A 14,323-nucleotide genomic window follows, 5' to 3' on the forward strand; every position below is an offset into this window, starting at 1 on the left:
GGAACCCGCATGAACCGTCGTACCCTCCTCGGTGGCCTGCTCGCCGCCGGTTCCGTCCCCGCCCTCGCCGCCTGCTCCAGCGGCATCACCTCCCTGAACGAGAGCAGCGGCTCGACCGCCGGCGGCGGCTCCAGCAAGGGCGGCATCACCATCGGCACCGCCAACTTCACCGAGAACCAGGTGCTCGGCTACCTCTACGCGGCCGTGCTGGAGAAGGCCGGCGTGAAGGTGAAGGTCCGCCCCAACCTCGGCACCCGGGAGATCGTGATCCCCGCGCTCAAGGCCGGCGACATCGACCTCCTGCCCGAGTACCAGGGCGCCCTCCTCAACTACCTCGCCCCCAAGGACGCCTCCGCCGAGCCGGGCACCATGCAGAACGCGCTCACCCTGGCGCTGCCGGCCGGTCTCCAGGTGCTGCCGTACGGGCAGGCCGCGGACTCCGACTGCTTCGTCGTCACCCGGGCGACCGCGCGGAAGTACGGCCTGGCTTCCCTCGCCGACCTGGCCAGGCAGAACGGCAAGCTGGTCATCGGGGCCGCGCCCGAGGTGAAGAAGCGCCGGGTGGGCGCGGTCGGGCTGCAGGAGGTGTACGGCGTCCAGTTCAAGGAGTTCAAGTCGCTCGACTCGGACGGGCCGCTGGTCAAGGGCGCGCTGAAGAAGGGCGACGTGGACGTGGCGAACCTGTTCACCACCGACACCGACATCGCCGCCAACGACTGGGTGGTGCTGGCCGACCCGAAGAACCTGATCCCCAGCCAGCACATCGTCCCGCTGATCGCCGACCGCAAGGCCGACGACACCGTCCGCAAGGCGCTGGCCGAGCTCGGCAACGTCCTCACCACCGAGCAGCTCACCCAGCTCAACAGCCAGGTGGACAACGACAAGAAGGACCCGGAGGACGTGGCGGCCGCGTACGCGAAGCAGCACGGTCTGGCCTGACGGGGACCGCGCGGACCGGCGGGCGGGGCCGGGCGCCCGACGTGCCTCACACCGCGTACCCCTCCGCGCGTACCCCTCCGCCGTCGGCGCCATCGCGAGGCAAAAAGGGTCGAGGGCGGCCCTACGCGCCGACCGCCGGGGTCCGTTCGATGACATGGGTGCTGCCCTCGGGGTGGAAGCGGGCCAGCCTGCGCGGCGGCACGATGCTCGGCAGCAGCAACTGCCACATGAGGGTCGTCCGCTCGGGCAGGTCCGCGCGGCCGCTCAGCACCTGGGAGCTGAGCTGGAGTCCGGTCCAGGAGCCGACGATCAGCGCGGCCACCCGCTCGCAGTCGACGTCGGCCTTGACGTCCCCGCGCTGCTGGCCCTCGACCAGGCACGTACGGAAGACCTCGATCCACTTCGTGTACGGCTCGCTGACGATGCCGGTCTTGGAACTCTGGTCGGTCACCAGCCGGATGCCCGCACGCACCTGGACGTTCTCCACCAGCTGCCGCGCCATGCGGTGGAGTATGTCGATGACGCACTGAACGCCCGGGCCGCCCATGTCCGCGGCGGAGGCCAGGACGGAGAACTGCTCGTCGATGAGGACCTGGGCGAGTTCCTCCTTCGACGTGAAGTGGAAGTAGAGAGCGCCCTTCGTCACCCCGGATTCCTTGACGATGTCGCCGAGGGTCGTGCCGTGGTACCCCTCGGCGTCGAAGGCGCGGGCCGCGCCTTCCAGGATGGCGGCGCGGGTGACCTCCGCGCGTTCCTGCCTGGCCATGGTCCAACCCCTTCACTACGTGACCCGGGCTGTCGCCGCGTCGTCCTGAGTTTGCCTCTCCCCACACAAAAAACCAACTAACTGGTACTGTTTTTCGCTACGCTTCCCCCGGCCGCCAGTACGTCCGTCTCGGCATATACGCAGGTCAGAAACGTCTTCCCCCTGAGTCAGTCCCACCACCTCGACCGGCCGTCCCTGCCGCAGCAACCCACTTTCCGCCCGGACGGCCGGCTCGCGCACCACTCTGCTCCACCAGGGCCGCGCGCAGGCGGAGGCGCCGCGCGACGGTGAGCGCCCCTGCCTGACGTCTCGTCAACCGGCCTGAGCGCGACCGGACCGGCCGAACTCTCCGTATGCGAAAGGGGCTCCACCATGGCGGACAGATCCGAGTGGGAGTCGCAGGCGCGCACGCCGAACGCGGCTGGGCGCGGGGCATCCCTCTGCCGGCGCTGTCGGCGCTGGACGACTTCGACCAGATCGTGGCCGGCGGCCTGCTCCGCTCGGGCGCGGCGGCGTCGGCCCACTTCATGACGGGCGGTCCGAGCGGGGACGGCTCCGCATCGAGGTGCACGGCCAACGGTACGCCGGCGGTGGAGGTACCGGTGCCGGACGCCTACCGGCCGCTGCCGCCCGGACCGCCCTCGCCGGTGAGCAACGTGGCGCAGGCTGCTGGACGCGATCAAGTCGACGGCGGAGCACGGCAACCGGGAGACCCTCGCCCTCTGACCGCGCCCGGAACGCGCGAGAACGGTGGGGCCGACGGGTGTCGGCGCCGGGTATCGCGCGGTCGATGATCCGGCCAAGGATCATTAAACGACAACAGAACGTGACGTTTCCGCCGCGTACAGTGATGGACATCATCAGCGCCAGCACCTGAGGAAGCGTCATGGCCCCGAACCCCACGGCCCTTCCGACGGCCACCGCCGTCGGCGCGCCGGCCGTCGCGCTCGTACCGGCGGCCGTCGTCCCCGACTCGGCGAGCGCGGCCCTTGACGAACTGCTCCAGGGCAACCGGCGGTACGCCACCGGCCGCGCCCGCCGCGGCCGGGCCGCCGCAGCGGTTCCGTTCGCGGTGGTGCTCGGCTGCGTGGACTCCGCGGCCGCCCCGGAACTGGTCTTCGACCAGGGCCTCGGCGACCTGCTGACCATGCGGACGGCCGGTCAGGTGCTGGACGAGGCGGTGCTCGGTTCCCTCCAGTACGGCGTGCAGGAACTGCGCGTCCCGCTGGTCGTGGTCCTCGGCCACGAGGGCTGCGGGGCCGTCGCCGCCACCCTGGCCCGGCTGCGCACGGGCGCACCCGTCCCCGGTCACCTGGAACTCCTCGTCGACGAGATCGCACCGGCCGCCCGCCGCACCAGGGCGCTGCCCGGCGACTGGGCCGAGCACACCATGCGGGCCCAGACGATGTGGGCGCGGGACGCGATCCGGGCGGATCCCGGGTTCGCGGGGGCGTCGGTGGTCGCGGCCCGGCTCGACGCCGGCAGCGGGCTCGTGTCGCTGCTGCCCTGAGGGCGGTCCCCCCGCCGGATGCGGGGGATTTCCCCAGTGCGACGGGCTTTCCGGGCCCCTACGGTGGACGCCATGACGGACGTTCACGACACCGAGCTGAAGAAGGACCTCGCCGCCACCCTGCACGCCCGCAGGGACCTGGGGCCGGAGTACGAGTCGGAACTGGTCGACTCGTTCCTGGAGAAGATCGACCGGCGCATCGACACCGCGGTGGAGCGCGGGCTGCGCCGCGGCCTGGCCGAGCAGCGGATGCAGGCCGCCCGGGGCGCGGGCAGGACCAGGGGCACCGACTCCTGGGGCGAGCGCTTCGGCTTCGGGATCGTGTCGCTGGTGCTGGCGATCCCGCTCTCCGCGATCAGCGGCGCGTTCGGCGGCGTGACGGGCGTGATCGTCACCTGGATCGGCATCGTCGGCGTCAACGCGACCCAGGCCGTCCGCCTCAACCCCGGCCTGTTCCAGCGGGACGACCGCGGCCAGGGGGACTGACCGGCACCGCACCTGGCCCGCCTCACACCTGCCGGGTCGGCTGGACGACGACCTGCCGCAGGTTGACGTTGCGGGGGCGGCTCACCACGTAGCCGACCAGGTCGGCGAGGTCCTCGGCGGCCAGCGCGCCCATCCCGTCGAACATGCCCGCCACCTGCTCGCGCAGCTCCTCGCCGTCGATGTGGGTGCCGAGCTCGGTGTCCGTCAGACCGGGTTCGACGTTGGTGACCCGCACGTCACGCGGTCCGAACTCGGCGCGCAGGGACTGCGAGAGGAAGGTGACGGCGGCCTTGGTGGCGCCGTACACCGCGAAGGTGGGGAAGACGAGGTGGGCGCCGATGGACGACACGTTGACGAGGTCGGCGGTACGGCCCTCGGCCGCGGCCGCCACCAGGTCCCCGGTGAAGGCGCGCAGCACGCGCAGCACACCGGTCACGTTGGTGTCGAGCATGCGCTGCCACTCGTCGATACGGCCGTCGTCGACGGGGTTGGGCAGCATGACGCCGGCGTTGTTGACGACGAGGTCGACGCGCCCGAAGGCCGCGTGCACGGCGTCGGCCGCCGCCTGCACGGAGGCGTCGTCGGTGACGTCGGCGACCACGGCGAGGGCCTCCCCGCCGTTCGCCCGGATCTTCGCCACGACCGTCTCGAGCCGGTCCGCCCGCCGGGCGAGCAGCGCCACCCGGGCACCCGACTCCGCGAGCCGGAGGGCCACGGCCGCCCCGATCCCGCTGGCGGCGCCGGTGACGACGGCGGTACGGCCGGACAGGTTGTCGTACGACATGAGGTGCTCCCTGGTGTAGTGCCACCGGGACCGCCCCGGTGGCGTGTCTCCACACTCGCCGGGACCGGGCGGCCTACCCAGGGCTGAGCTTTTCCTGGGTCTGGCAGAACCAGGCTGGAAGGACGCGGCTCCCCTACGATCGAATGCATGGACGGGGAACTCGGAGACTTCCTGCGCTCGCGCCGCGCCCGCATCCAGCCCGAGGAGGTGGGGCTGGTCTCGCACGGGCGGCGCCGCGTACCGGGCCTGCGCCGCGAGGAGGTGGCGCAGCTGGCGGGGGTCAGCGTCGACTACTACATCCGTCTCGAACAGGGCAGAGGGCCTGGGGGTCCCTCCCGGACGAAGTCCGGGGGAGTGTCGGACGCGGTCCTGGACGCCATTGCCCGGGTACTGCGCCTGGACGAGACCGAGCACGCCTACCTGCTGACGGTGGCCCGGCCGCACAGGAAGGGCAGCACCGCGCGCCCGGCCCGGCCCCGCGTCCGCCCCGGCGTACAGCTGCTCCTGGACGGCATGGAGCGGACGCCCGCGTTCGTGCTGGGCCGCCGGATGGACGTGCTGGCCTGGAACGCGCTCGGCGACGCGGTGAACGGGTTCAGCGCCCTGGCCCCGGCCGAGCGGAACATCCCGCGCCAGGTCTTCCTCGACCCCGCGGCCGCGGGCTTCTACCCCGACTGGGCCGCCGTCGCCGCCCAGACCGTCGCCAACCTGCGCATCGACGCGGGCCGCCACCCCGACGACCCCCGCATGGCCGCACTGGTCGGCGAACTCTCCCTGAAGAGCGAGGACTTCCGCCGGCTGTGGGCGGACCACGGGGTCGCGGAGTGCGCGTACGGCACGAAGCGCGTCCAGCACCCGGTGGCGGGACTGCTGACCCTCCCCTACGAGACCCTCACGGTCCCCACCGACCCGGACCAGACGATCGTGGCGTACACCCCGGAACCGGGCTCGGAGACGGCGGAACGGCTCACACTGCTGGGCAGTTGGAAAGCGACGACGGCCCCCACCACCAAGTGAGGAACCACGACGGCGAGCACCACATCCGCGAGAGCGGCGGCGGTTCAGCCGCAAAGGGGTGTGCGCGGGGACCGCCGCACCCCCTAGTAGGGGGGCGGGACGACGGCGGTCCCCGCGAGGGACATGGACCGGGTCAGGGCCGGGTCTCACGTCCGGGCGTCCATGGAGGTCCGGGAGCCGCTCCGGAGGTCCTTGGACGTTCGGTGCCGGCCGGGGCGGGGAGCCGCTCCCGCCCTGCCGACATCCACTAATCTGCCGGACCCGTGTTAAGCGGGTGCTGCGCGCACGTGACACGCTCGTACCACTTCCGCGAAGTCCACCACGTGGACAGGGAACAGCAAGTTCCGCGGTGTCACGGGCCGTTCACCGGACGTTCGCTACTGCTTGCCGCCCTTGGCGAGAAAGGCCAGCAGGTCCTGCCGGCTGATGACGCCGGTGGGCTTGCCCTCGACGAGGACGATCGCTGCGTCGGCCGCGCCCAGCACCGTCATCAGGTCCCCGACCGGCTCGCCGGAGCCGACCTGCGGCAGCGGGGCGCACATGTGCTTCTCCAGCGGGTCCTCCAGGGAGGCGCGCTTGCTGAACAGCGCGTCGAGCAGCTCGCGTTCGACGACCGAGCCGACGACCTCGGCGGCCATCACGTCCGGGTGGCCGGCGCCCGGCTTGACGACGGGCATCTGCGAGACGCCGTACTCGCGCAGCACCTCGATGGCCTGCCCGACGGTTTCGTCCGGGTGCATGTGGACGAGGGAGGGGATGGTCCCGGCGGCCTTGTCGCTCAGGACGTCGGCGACGCGGGCGCTGGGGCCCTCGTCCTCCAGGAAGCCGTAGTCGGCCATCCACTCGTCGTTGAAGATCTTGCTGAGGTAGCCACGGCCGCTGTCCGGCAGCAGGACGACGACCACGTCGTCCGGGCCGAGCCGCTCGGCCACCCGCAGCGCGGCCACGACGGCCATCCCGCAGGAGCCGCCGACCAGCAGGCCCTCCTCCTTCGCCAGCCGCCGGGTCATCTGGAAGGAGTCCTTGTCCGACACGGCGACGATCTCGTCGGCGACGGTCCGGTCGTAGGCGGTCGGCCAGAAGTCCTCACCCACACCCTCGACGAGGTACGGCCGCCCGGAGCCGCCCGAGTACACGGAACCCTCGGGGTCGGCGCCGATCACCTGCACCCGGCCGTCGCTGGCGTCCTTCAGATACCGCCCGGTGCCGGAGATGGTCCCGCCGGTCCCGACGCCGGCCACGAAATGGGTGATCTTCCCCTCCGTCTGCTCCCACAGCTCGGGGCCGGTCGAGTGATAGTGCGAAAGCGGGTTGTTCGGGTTGGAGTACTGGTCCGGCTTCCACGCGCCGGGCGTCTCGCGGACCAGCCGGTCGGAGACGTTGTAGTACGAGTCCGGGTGCTCCGGGTCGACGGCGGTGGGGCAGACCACGACCTCGGCGCCGTACGCCCGCAGCACGTTGATCTTGTCGGTGCTCACCTTGTCGGGGCACACGAAGATGCACTTGTACCCCTTCTGCTGGGCCACGATCGCGAGCCCCACGCCGGTGTTCCCGCTGGTCGGCTCGACGATGGTCCCGCCGGGCTGCAGCTCGCCGCCCTTCTCCGCGGCCTCGATCATCCGCAGCGCGATGCGGTCCTTCACGGACCCGCCCGGGTTGAAGTACTCGACCTTGGCGAGCACGGTGGCCTGGATGCCCTGGGTGACGCTGTTGAGTCTCACCAGCGGGGTGTTGCCGACGAGGCTGATCATCGAGTCGTGGAATCGCACCGTTGTCTCCGGTTGCTTGCAAAAGGTGTGGTCCTGTTTGTGCCGCCAGCCTAAGGCCCCGCTCCGGAGGTTCACTCCCCGTTGAGATTGACGCACGGGCTGTACGGGGCAAGGAGTGGATGAGCGGCAACGAGGAGGTGGCGGCGACGCATGACGAACATGTCGAGGGCGCGGGTGGCCCGGCGGATCGCGGCCGGGGCGGCGTACGGCGGTGGCGGGGTCGGTCTGGTCGGCGCGGCCGCGGTGGGCCTGGTGCTGGCCGAGGTGCGGATGGCCAGGACGGCGGTGCACAACGGCACCAGCGGCGGCCGGGTGCCGGTGGCGGACGGCCGCTACGGCGACGGTTACGCCGCCTCCGGTGAGCCGCCCATCCGGCTGACCATGCTCGGCGACTCCACGGCCGCCGGGCAGGGCGTGCACCGCGCCGCCCAGACCCCGGGTGCGCTGCTGGCGTCCGGCCTCGCCGCGGTCGCGGAGCGCCCGGTGGTGCTCAGCAACGTGGCGCTCCCCGGTGCCCAGTCCGACGACCTGGACCGCCAGGTCGCCCTGGTGCTGGGCACGGCCTCGCCCGTCCCCGACGTCTGCGTGATCATGATCGGCGCCAACGACGTCACCCGCCGCATGCCGCCGACCCGCTCGGTCCGCCACCTCTCGGCGGCCGTCCGCCGGCTGCGCACGGCGGGGGCGGAGGTGGTGGTCGGCACCTGCCCCGACCTGGGCACGATCGAGCCGGTACGGCAGCCCCTGCGCTGGCTGGCCCGGCGGGCATCCCGGCAACTGGCGGCGGCCCAGACCATCGGGACGGTGGAGCAGGGCGGCCGCACGGTGTCGCTGGGCGACCTGCTCGGCCCCGAGTTCGCGGCCCATCCGCGCGAGCTGTTCGGCCCGGACAGCTTCCATCCCTCGGCGGAGGGGTACGCCACGGCGGCGATGGCGGTGCTGCCGACGGTCTGCGCGGCGCTGGGCCTGTGGCCGGCGGAGGAGGAGCGCCCCGACGTCACCCGCCGCGAGGGCTTCCTGCCGGTCGCCCGGGCCGCGGCGGAGGCGGCGGCCGAGGCCGGCACGGAGGTCACGGCGGCGATGCCGACGGGTCCGCGCGGACCGTGGGCCCTGCTCAAACGCCGCCGGCGCCGGCCGATGGAGCCACTCCCGTCCGACCCCGCTTCCGAGGAGGCGAGGTCGAGGGCGGGTACGGCCGAGTAGGGGGACGCCACCGGTGCGGGCGGGGAGCCGAGCCGTGATCAGTCTGCGGGCGGGTGGGGGCTGGTCGCGCAGTTCCCCGCGCCCCTACGGGGCGCTTCGGACGAGGCCGCTGTGCAGCGCCCCGTCAGGGGCGCGGGGAACTGCGCGAACAACCCCCACCCAGCCGCGCGGGCCCACCACCCCTCGGCGCCCAAAAAGCAAGCGCTTAGAAAGTGCGGCCAGTGTCACACTCCGACACCGGTGACCGATGACTTACGTACAGGTAACTTCCGAAGCGGCCCTGCCAACCCCCTCATTGGAGCCGTGATGCCCGAAGCCGTCATCGTCTCGACCGCCCGTTCCCCGATCGGCCGCGCCGTCAAGGGCTCCCTGAAGGACCTGCGCCCCGACGACCTCACCGCGACGATCATCCAGGCCGCCCTCGCCAAGGTCCCCGAGCTGGACCCGCGCGACATCGACGACCTGATGCTCGGCTGCGGTCTCCCCGGCGGCGAGCAGGGCTACAACCTCGGCCGGATCGTCGCCGTGCAGATGGGCATGGACTTCCTGCCCGGCACCACGATCACCCGTTACTGTTCCTCGTCCCTGCAGACCAGTCGCATGGCCCTGCACGCCATCAAGGCCGGCGAGGGCGACGTCTTCATCTCGGCCGGTGTCGAGATGGTCTCCCGCTACGCCAAGGGCAGCTCCGACGGCCTCCCGGACACCACGAACCCGATCTTCGCCGAGGCCCAGGCCCGTACCGCCGCCACCGCCGCGTCGACCGGGTCCACCTGGCACGACCCGCGCGAGGACGGCCTGCTCCCCGACCCGTACATCGCGATGGGCCAGACCGCCGAGAACCTGGCCCGCATCAAGGGCGTCACCCGCCAGGACATGGACGAGTTCGGCGTCCGCTCCCAGAACCTCGCCGAGGAAGCCATCAAGAACGGCTTCTGGGAGCGCGAGATCACCCCGGTGACGCTGCCCGACGGCACGGTCGTCAGCAAGGACGACGGCCCGCGCGCCGGCGTCACCCTGGAGGGCGTCGCGGGCCTGAAGCCGGTCTTCCGCCCCGACGGCCTGGTGACCGCCGGCAACTGCTGCCCGCTCAACGACGGCGCCGCCGCGGTCGTCATCATGAGCGACACCAAGGCCCGCGAGCTCGGCCTGACCCCGCTCGCCCGGATCGTGTCGACGGGCGTCACCGGCCTCTCCCCCGAGATCATGGGCCTCGGCCCGGTGGAGGCGAGCAAGCAGGCCCTGAGCCGCGCCGGTCTCACCATCGACGACATCGACCTGGTCGAGATCAACGAGGCGTTCGCCGCCCAGGTGATCCCCTCCTACCGCGACCTGAACATCCCGCTGGAGAAGCTGAACGTGAACGGCGGCGCCATCGCCGTCGGCCACCCCTTCGGCATGACCGGCGCCCGCATCACCGGCACGCTCATCAACTCCCTCCAGTTCCACGACAAGCAGTTCGGTCTGGAGACGATGTGCGTCGGCGGCGGTCAGGGCATGGCGATGGTCATCGAGCGCCTCAGCTGACTCCCGTACGACCCCCGCTTCACCCCTGAGTGACCGTCACGGGACCCACCGTGACACCGCGGCCCGGTGTTCGAGAAAACCCCGAACGCCGGGCCGATTTGTGATCCAATCTCCCCCAGGATGTGACGTATCTCCCTCCTGGGGGGTATCACCGCAGGTCAGCGTGGCTGTCCAGGTAAACGCCAGGGCCAAAGTCCTGTCCGTTTCGTGACGTTACGCACTGACAGCTTGATAGTCCACCCTTCAAGCTGATGTAGGAAGTCGGGGGTCGACTTTGAACCGGGAGTACGTCAGTGAGCGCCATGCCGATCGCCTTGCTGCTCACCACGGCCGCCACGGGCGCCGTGGGCGTCGCTGTCCTGCGCACCGTACTGAAGCTGCGCCGTCAGGTCGCCGAGCTGCACACCCAGCTTGCCCAGAACCAGGCCGCGACGCTGCGCGCCCTCATGCCGGCGGCTCGCAGCCATGCCGACGCCGAGGAGATACGCGCCGCCGTGGCGGAGGCGCTGGCCGAGGAGCGGGAGCGGGAGCTGGCCGAGGCACGTGCCTTCTGGGCCGCGCAGGAGGCGCGTGACGCCTCCGACGCGCCGTCGCTGCTGGGCCTGGCGGACGGCGAGCCGTTCCTGCCCCGGCAGACGGACTTCGTGGGCCTGGAACCGGTCGCCGAGCCGACCGCGGACAGCGACGAGTTCGCCGGGGAGTCCCCGGAACTGGCGGCGGCCCGCCGCCGTCACCCGTCCCATCCGGACTTCGTGCCGGTGCAGTCGCCGGTGGTGAACGACCACGAGCGTACGGTCGCGACGCTGGAGCAGCTGGCCGAGTCCCAGGTCGAGCTCTCCGACGTCCGTCCCGGCCCGCTGGGCACGCTGGACGTCTACGTCTTCGCCGACGGCACGACCCTGTGCATGACGCCGGGGCACCGGGAGACGGCGGAACGGCTGGCCGCGGCGCTGGGCGCGGGCGAGACGCCGTACCTGCTGGGCGGCTCCGGGATCTCCGGCGCCTACACGCTGACGTTCGCGTGCGGCGAGGAGAACGTGTACATCCTGGCGGACCGGGTCATAGCGTCGCTCTGAGGTGCTTGGCCGGGTGCGGGTGCGTGGGGCTTCTCGCGCAGTTCCCCGCGCCCCTGACGGGGCGCACTGCAGCACACCGTTCTTTTAGGGGCGCGGGGAACTGCGCGAACAACCCCCACGCACCCGCACCCGGCAACGCGCCGCCGCCTCACACCCCCGCTCTTTTCTGCGCCTCCGCCACCAGCCGCACCGCATCCCCCACCTCGGCGTCGTTCTTCAGCACCATCGCCAAGTCGTTCCCGGCCACCATGATTTGGTCGGCCACCGCGAACATCCCCGCGTCCGGCATCTCCCGGCTCTCCGCGCCCGGCTCCTCGACGGCCTGCGCCCAGCGGGCCAACTCCCTCGCCAGTCCCAGCGCCTCCGCGGCGGCGCCCCGCTGCAGCCGGCTCTGCGGTGCCGCCCTCAACTTGTCGGCGAAGTGTTCCACGGCACGGGTCAGAGGCGTCGTATCAACCACGCCGTGAGCGTAACGCGTGCCACCGGCTGTCCTGTCACGACTGTTGCCAACACGCCAACACTCAGGCACGGTGACGTGAAGGACCGGCTACAACCCCCTTTGCGCACCGGAGGCGCCGATGTCCCAAGTCTTCTCCGAGGAGACCCATCGCAACATGCTCGCCCGCATCCCCCACTGCACCGGTCGTGAAGTGTCCGACTGGCTGCGTACCGTCGACGAAGGCCCGGCCCTCTTCCGCTTCGAGGAAAAGGTCAGCTGGCTCCGCCACGAGCACAACCTCGCGTACGGCCACGCGAAGGCGTTGATCCACGAGTACGACCTGAGGAGGGCCGCGCGCAAACTTCTCTAGGCGCGCACGCACACAGACGGCGAAGGGCCCCGGGGCGGTGCCCCGGGGCCCTTCTCACTTCTTCTCACTTCTCCGGGCGCGGCTAGTCCCTGCTGAAGATCGCCACCAGGCGCAGCATCTCGACGTAGATCCACACCAGCGTCATGGTGAGGCCGAACGCGGCCAGCCAGGCCTCGTTCTTCGGGGCGCCGTAGGCGATGCCGTCCTCGATCTGCTTGAAGTCGAGGGTCAGGAAGAACGCGCCGAGCAGGATCGCGATGACACCGACGAGCGCGCCGAGCGGGCCGAAGCTGCGCAGTCCGCCGTTGTCGGCGACGCCGAACGCGACCAGCAGCAGGTTGACCACCATGAGCAGCACGAAGGCGATGGCGATGGCCATGCCGATGCGGGCGTAGCGGGCGGTGACGCGGATCCAGCCGGCCTTGTAGACCAGCAGCGTCGCGGCCGAGACCGCCAGGGTGCCGAGCACCGCCTGGAACGGGGCGCCGCTCCACTGGCTGTTGTACATCTCGCTGATGACGCCGAGGAAGACGCCCTCGAACGCGGCGTATCCCAGGATCAGCGCGGGCACCGGGGTGCGCTTGAAGCTCTGGATCATGGCCAGGACGAACGCGACGATCGCGGAGCCGACGGCCAGGCCGTAGCTGGTGGCCGAGATCGGCAGCAGCGCCCAGGCGAGGATCGCGCCGACGGCGACCGTGCCGAGCGTCATGCCCGAGCGCATGACGACGTCGTCCATCGTCATCCGGCCGGTGGTGGCCGGGGCCTGCGGCGGGGCGCCCTGCTGGAGGTCCTGCTGGGCGTACGGGTTGTTCGCGTACGGGTTCTGCGCGTACGGGTTGCCCTGTGCGTACCCGGCCTGCGGCGCGGTGTTGAAGCCCGCGTAGCCGTTGTCGCGGCTGAACCCCCGTCGCGAGAAGACCGGGTTGCTGCTCCTCATTTCACTCCTCCATGGCCACCCTGCGCGGCCTTGGCGTCAAGAGTAATGGATTGGCAAAAGACTGACCCTACTACCTGCGGAGGATCTTTCCCTCACCGTGCTGCGCAACACGCTACGCGGAGCCCTCATTCCCGGCCACGGAGGGCTTCATTCCATGACGAAGCCGGAACACGACCGGAACCGGCCGGAGATCCCTCAGGCGTCCAGCGGGAAGCCGGTGTACGCCTCCGCCAGGTCGGTCTCGGCCGCCCGGGAGGAGGCGATCCGGCCGAGCCGGGCCAGCTGGAGCCGGGCGTCGAAGGGGGTGTCGCCGGGACCGGGGTGGAGCATGCTCGTCATGTCGTACGAGAACCGCTCGGCCTGCCAGACGCGGCGCAGGCAGGTCGCCGAGTAGGCGTCGAGCAGTTCCGGGGAGCCGGTCTCCTTCTCGTGGACCAGGGCGCGGGCGAGGGTCACGACGTCGCCCACCGCCAGGTTCAGCCCCTTGGCGCCGGTGGGCGGCACGATGTGGGCGGCGTCCCCGGCGAGGAGGAGCCTGCCGTGCCGCATGGGCTCGTGGACGTAGGACCGCATGGGCGTGACCGACTTCTGGGTGATCGGGCCGCGCTCCAGGCGCCAGTCGTCGTCGGTCTCGAAGCGCCGCTCCAGCTCGTCCCAGATCGCCTCGTCGGTCCAGTCCTCCGCATCCGTGCCGGCGGGGACCTGCAGGTAGAGGCGGGACACGGACGGGGAGCGCATGGACAGGAGGGCGAAGCCCCGCTCGTGGCGGGCGTAGACCAGCTCGTCGTGGGAGGGGGCGACGTCGGCGAGGATGCCCAGCCAGGCGTAGGGGTAGGTGCGTTCGAAGACCCGGCAGAGGGGCTCGGGGAAGGCGGCGCGGGCGACGCCCCAGAAGCCGTCGCAGCCGGCCACGTAGTCGCACTCCAGGACGGACTCGCGGCCCTCGTGCCGGAACCGGATCCGCGGCCGCTCGCTCTCGGCACCCTCCACCGCCAGCGCCTCCGCCTCGAAGAGCAGCGGGCCGCCCTCCTTGAGCTGGAGGGCGATGAGGTCCTTGCAGACCTCGGTCTGGGCGTACACCGTCACGGACCGGCCGCCGGTGAGGCCGGGGAAGTCGACGCGGTGGCGCTGCTTCGCGAACCGCAGCTCGATGCCGTCGTGGCGCAGCCCCTCACGGTCCAGGCGCTCCGCGGCGCCGACCGCACGCAGCACGTCCACCGTGCCCTGCTCCAGGATCCCGGCGCGCTGGCGGTGCTCGACGTAGGAGCGGTCGCGGCTCTCCAGGACGACCGAGTCGATGCCCGCGGTGTGCAGCAGCCGCGCGAGGAGGAGCCCGGCGGGTCCGGCTCCGATGATGCCGACGGTGGTGCGCATCGGTCGTTCCCTTCGATGTCCGTCGCGGCGCGCATCTCGATGCCCACCGTGATGTTCGTCTGGTGAAATTTAGTTCACTCTGTTCCCCTGAGTCTCCGTCCGCTCCTACTCCATGTCAATGGA

The 14,323-nt window shown here is 71.4% G+C and carries 14 protein-coding genes; 8 read left to right on the top strand and 6 right to left on the bottom strand.

Annotation, left to right across the window (positions count from 1 at the left end; genetic code table 11):
• The first annotated feature begins 9 nt into the window (after window positions 1–9).
• Window positions 10–939: an ABC transporter substrate-binding protein gene (locus ACZ63F_RS06910; protein WP_469709451.1), complete on the top strand. Its 930-nt coding sequence runs from the start codon at window positions 10–12 to the stop codon at window positions 937–939.
• Between the two features lie 121 nt (window positions 940–1,060).
• Here ACZ63F_RS06910 and ACZ63F_RS06915 read toward each other — a convergent pair whose 3' ends face one another.
• Window positions 1,061–1,705, bottom strand: coding sequence for a ScbR family autoregulator-binding transcription factor (locus tag ACZ63F_RS06915; RefSeq protein ID WP_469709453.1), 645 nt, complete (start codon window positions 1,703–1,705; stop codon window positions 1,061–1,063).
• A gap of 886 nt (window positions 1,706–2,591) precedes the next feature.
• Between ACZ63F_RS06915 and ACZ63F_RS06920 the strand changes: the two genes are divergently transcribed.
• Window positions 2,592–3,215, top strand: coding sequence for a carbonic anhydrase (locus tag ACZ63F_RS06920; protein WP_469709455.1), 624 nt, complete (start codon window positions 2,592–2,594; stop codon window positions 3,213–3,215).
• Window positions 3,216–3,287: 72 nt separating this feature from the next.
• A complete protein-coding gene (locus ACZ63F_RS06925) occupies window positions 3,288–3,701 on the top strand; it encodes a hypothetical protein (protein WP_469709457.1) in 414 nt (137 codons plus the stop codon).
• A 22-nt stretch (window positions 3,702–3,723) separates the two neighbouring features.
• Here the strand turns inward: ACZ63F_RS06925 and ACZ63F_RS06930 are convergent, their stop codons facing one another.
• Window positions 3,724–4,485: an SDR family oxidoreductase gene (locus ACZ63F_RS06930; RefSeq protein WP_469709459.1), complete on the bottom strand. Its 762-nt coding sequence runs from the start codon at window positions 4,483–4,485 to the stop codon at window positions 3,724–3,726.
• A gap of 147 nt (window positions 4,486–4,632) precedes the next feature.
• Here ACZ63F_RS06930 and ACZ63F_RS06935 point away from each other — a divergent pair, with 147 nt between their 5' ends.
• Window positions 4,633–5,502: a helix-turn-helix transcriptional regulator gene (locus ACZ63F_RS06935; RefSeq protein ID WP_469709461.1), complete on the top strand. Its 870-nt coding sequence runs from the start codon at window positions 4,633–4,635 to the stop codon at window positions 5,500–5,502.
• A gap of 377 nt (window positions 5,503–5,879) precedes the next feature.
• On the opposite strand, the gene ACZ63F_RS06940 is transcribed toward ACZ63F_RS06935, so the two are convergent.
• Window positions 5,880–7,271: a cystathionine beta-synthase gene (locus ACZ63F_RS06940; protein ID WP_469709462.1), complete on the bottom strand. Its 1,392-nt coding sequence runs from the start codon at window positions 7,269–7,271 to the stop codon at window positions 5,880–5,882.
• Between the two features lie 150 nt (window positions 7,272–7,421).
• On the opposite strand from ACZ63F_RS06940, the gene ACZ63F_RS06945 reads away from it, so the two are divergent.
• The 3 genes from ACZ63F_RS06945 (at window position 7,422) to ACZ63F_RS06955 (ending at window position 11,077) form a co-directional block, all read left to right on the top strand.
• Window positions 7,422–8,474, top strand: coding sequence for an SGNH/GDSL hydrolase family protein (locus ACZ63F_RS06945; RefSeq protein ID WP_352365410.1), 1,053 nt, complete (start codon window positions 7,422–7,424; stop codon window positions 8,472–8,474).
• A 306-nt stretch (window positions 8,475–8,780) separates the two neighbouring features.
• Complete coding sequence (locus ACZ63F_RS06950) at window positions 8,781–10,001, top strand: acetyl-CoA C-acetyltransferase (RefSeq protein WP_351961818.1); 1,221 nt, start codon at window positions 8,781–8,783, stop codon at window positions 9,999–10,001.
• A 293-nt stretch (window positions 10,002–10,294) separates the two neighbouring features.
• Window positions 10,295–11,077, top strand: coding sequence for a hypothetical protein (locus tag ACZ63F_RS06955; RefSeq protein WP_093502091.1), 783 nt, complete (start codon window positions 10,295–10,297; stop codon window positions 11,075–11,077).
• A gap of 148 nt (window positions 11,078–11,225) precedes the next feature.
• Here ACZ63F_RS06955 and ACZ63F_RS06960 read toward each other — a convergent pair whose 3' ends face one another.
• Entirely contained in the window at window positions 11,226–11,537 is a 312-nt protein-coding gene (locus ACZ63F_RS06960; RefSeq protein WP_469709465.1) for a hypothetical protein, read from the bottom strand.
• A 118-nt stretch (window positions 11,538–11,655) separates the two neighbouring features.
• Here ACZ63F_RS06960 and ACZ63F_RS06965 point away from each other — a divergent pair, with 118 nt between their 5' ends.
• Window positions 11,656–11,886 carry a DUF4287 domain-containing protein gene (locus tag ACZ63F_RS06965; protein ID WP_093502087.1) on the top strand — a complete coding sequence of 77 codons (231 nt, stop codon included), beginning with the start codon at window positions 11,656–11,658 and terminating at the stop codon, window positions 11,884–11,886.
• A gap of 82 nt (window positions 11,887–11,968) precedes the next feature.
• On the opposite strand, the gene ACZ63F_RS06970 is transcribed toward ACZ63F_RS06965, so the two are convergent.
• Both ACZ63F_RS06970 and ACZ63F_RS06975 read right to left on the bottom strand, forming a co-directional pair.
• Window positions 11,969–12,826: a Bax inhibitor-1/YccA family protein gene (locus tag ACZ63F_RS06970; RefSeq protein WP_469709467.1), complete on the bottom strand. Its 858-nt coding sequence runs from the start codon at window positions 12,824–12,826 to the stop codon at window positions 11,969–11,971.
• Window positions 12,827–13,021: 195 nt separating this feature from the next.
• The gene (locus ACZ63F_RS06975; RefSeq protein ID WP_469709470.1) at window positions 13,022–14,200 is read right to left on the bottom strand and encodes a 4-hydroxybenzoate 3-monooxygenase; all 1,179 of its coding nucleotides are present in this window, start codon (window positions 14,198–14,200) and stop codon (window positions 13,022–13,024) included.
• Between the last annotated feature and the right edge of the window lie 123 nt (window positions 14,201–14,323).

Source organism: Streptomyces sp. NPDC104761, from assembly GCF_055583445.1.

Bases quoted from the DNA above. Each gene is read 5' to 3' on its own strand.
- ACZ63F_RS06975 (WP_469709470.1), bottom strand. From the start codon at position 14,200: ATGCGCACCACCGTCGGCATCATCGGAGCCGGACCCGCCGGGCTCCTC.
- ACZ63F_RS06920 (WP_469709455.1), top strand. From the start codon at position 2,592: ATGGCCCCGAACCCCACGGCCCTTCCGACGGCCACCGCCGTCGGCGCG.
- ACZ63F_RS06925 (WP_469709457.1), top strand. From the start codon at position 3,288: ATGACGGACGTTCACGACACCGAGCTGAAGAAGGACCTCGCCGCCACC.
- ACZ63F_RS06910 (WP_469709451.1), top strand. From the start codon at position 10: ATGAACCGTCGTACCCTCCTCGGTGGCCTGCTCGCCGCCGGTTCCGTC.
- ACZ63F_RS06965 (WP_093502087.1), top strand. From the start codon at position 11,656: ATGTCCCAAGTCTTCTCCGAGGAGACCCATCGCAACATGCTCGCCCGC.
- ACZ63F_RS06945 (WP_352365410.1), top strand. From the start codon at position 7,422: ATGACGAACATGTCGAGGGCGCGGGTGGCCCGGCGGATCGCGGCCGGG.
- ACZ63F_RS06935 (WP_469709461.1), top strand. From the start codon at position 4,633: ATGGACGGGGAACTCGGAGACTTCCTGCGCTCGCGCCGCGCCCGCATC.
- ACZ63F_RS06915 (WP_469709453.1), bottom strand. From the start codon at position 1,705: ATGGCCAGGCAGGAACGCGCGGAGGTCACCCGCGCCGCCATCCTGGAA.
- ACZ63F_RS06970 (WP_469709467.1), bottom strand. From the start codon at position 12,826: ATGAGGAGCAGCAACCCGGTCTTCTCGCGACGGGGGTTCAGCCGCGAC.
- ACZ63F_RS06930 (WP_469709459.1), bottom strand. From the start codon at position 4,485: ATGTCGTACGACAACCTGTCCGGCCGTACCGCCGTCGTCACCGGCGCC.
- ACZ63F_RS06950 (WP_351961818.1), top strand. From the start codon at position 8,781: ATGCCCGAAGCCGTCATCGTCTCGACCGCCCGTTCCCCGATCGGCCGC.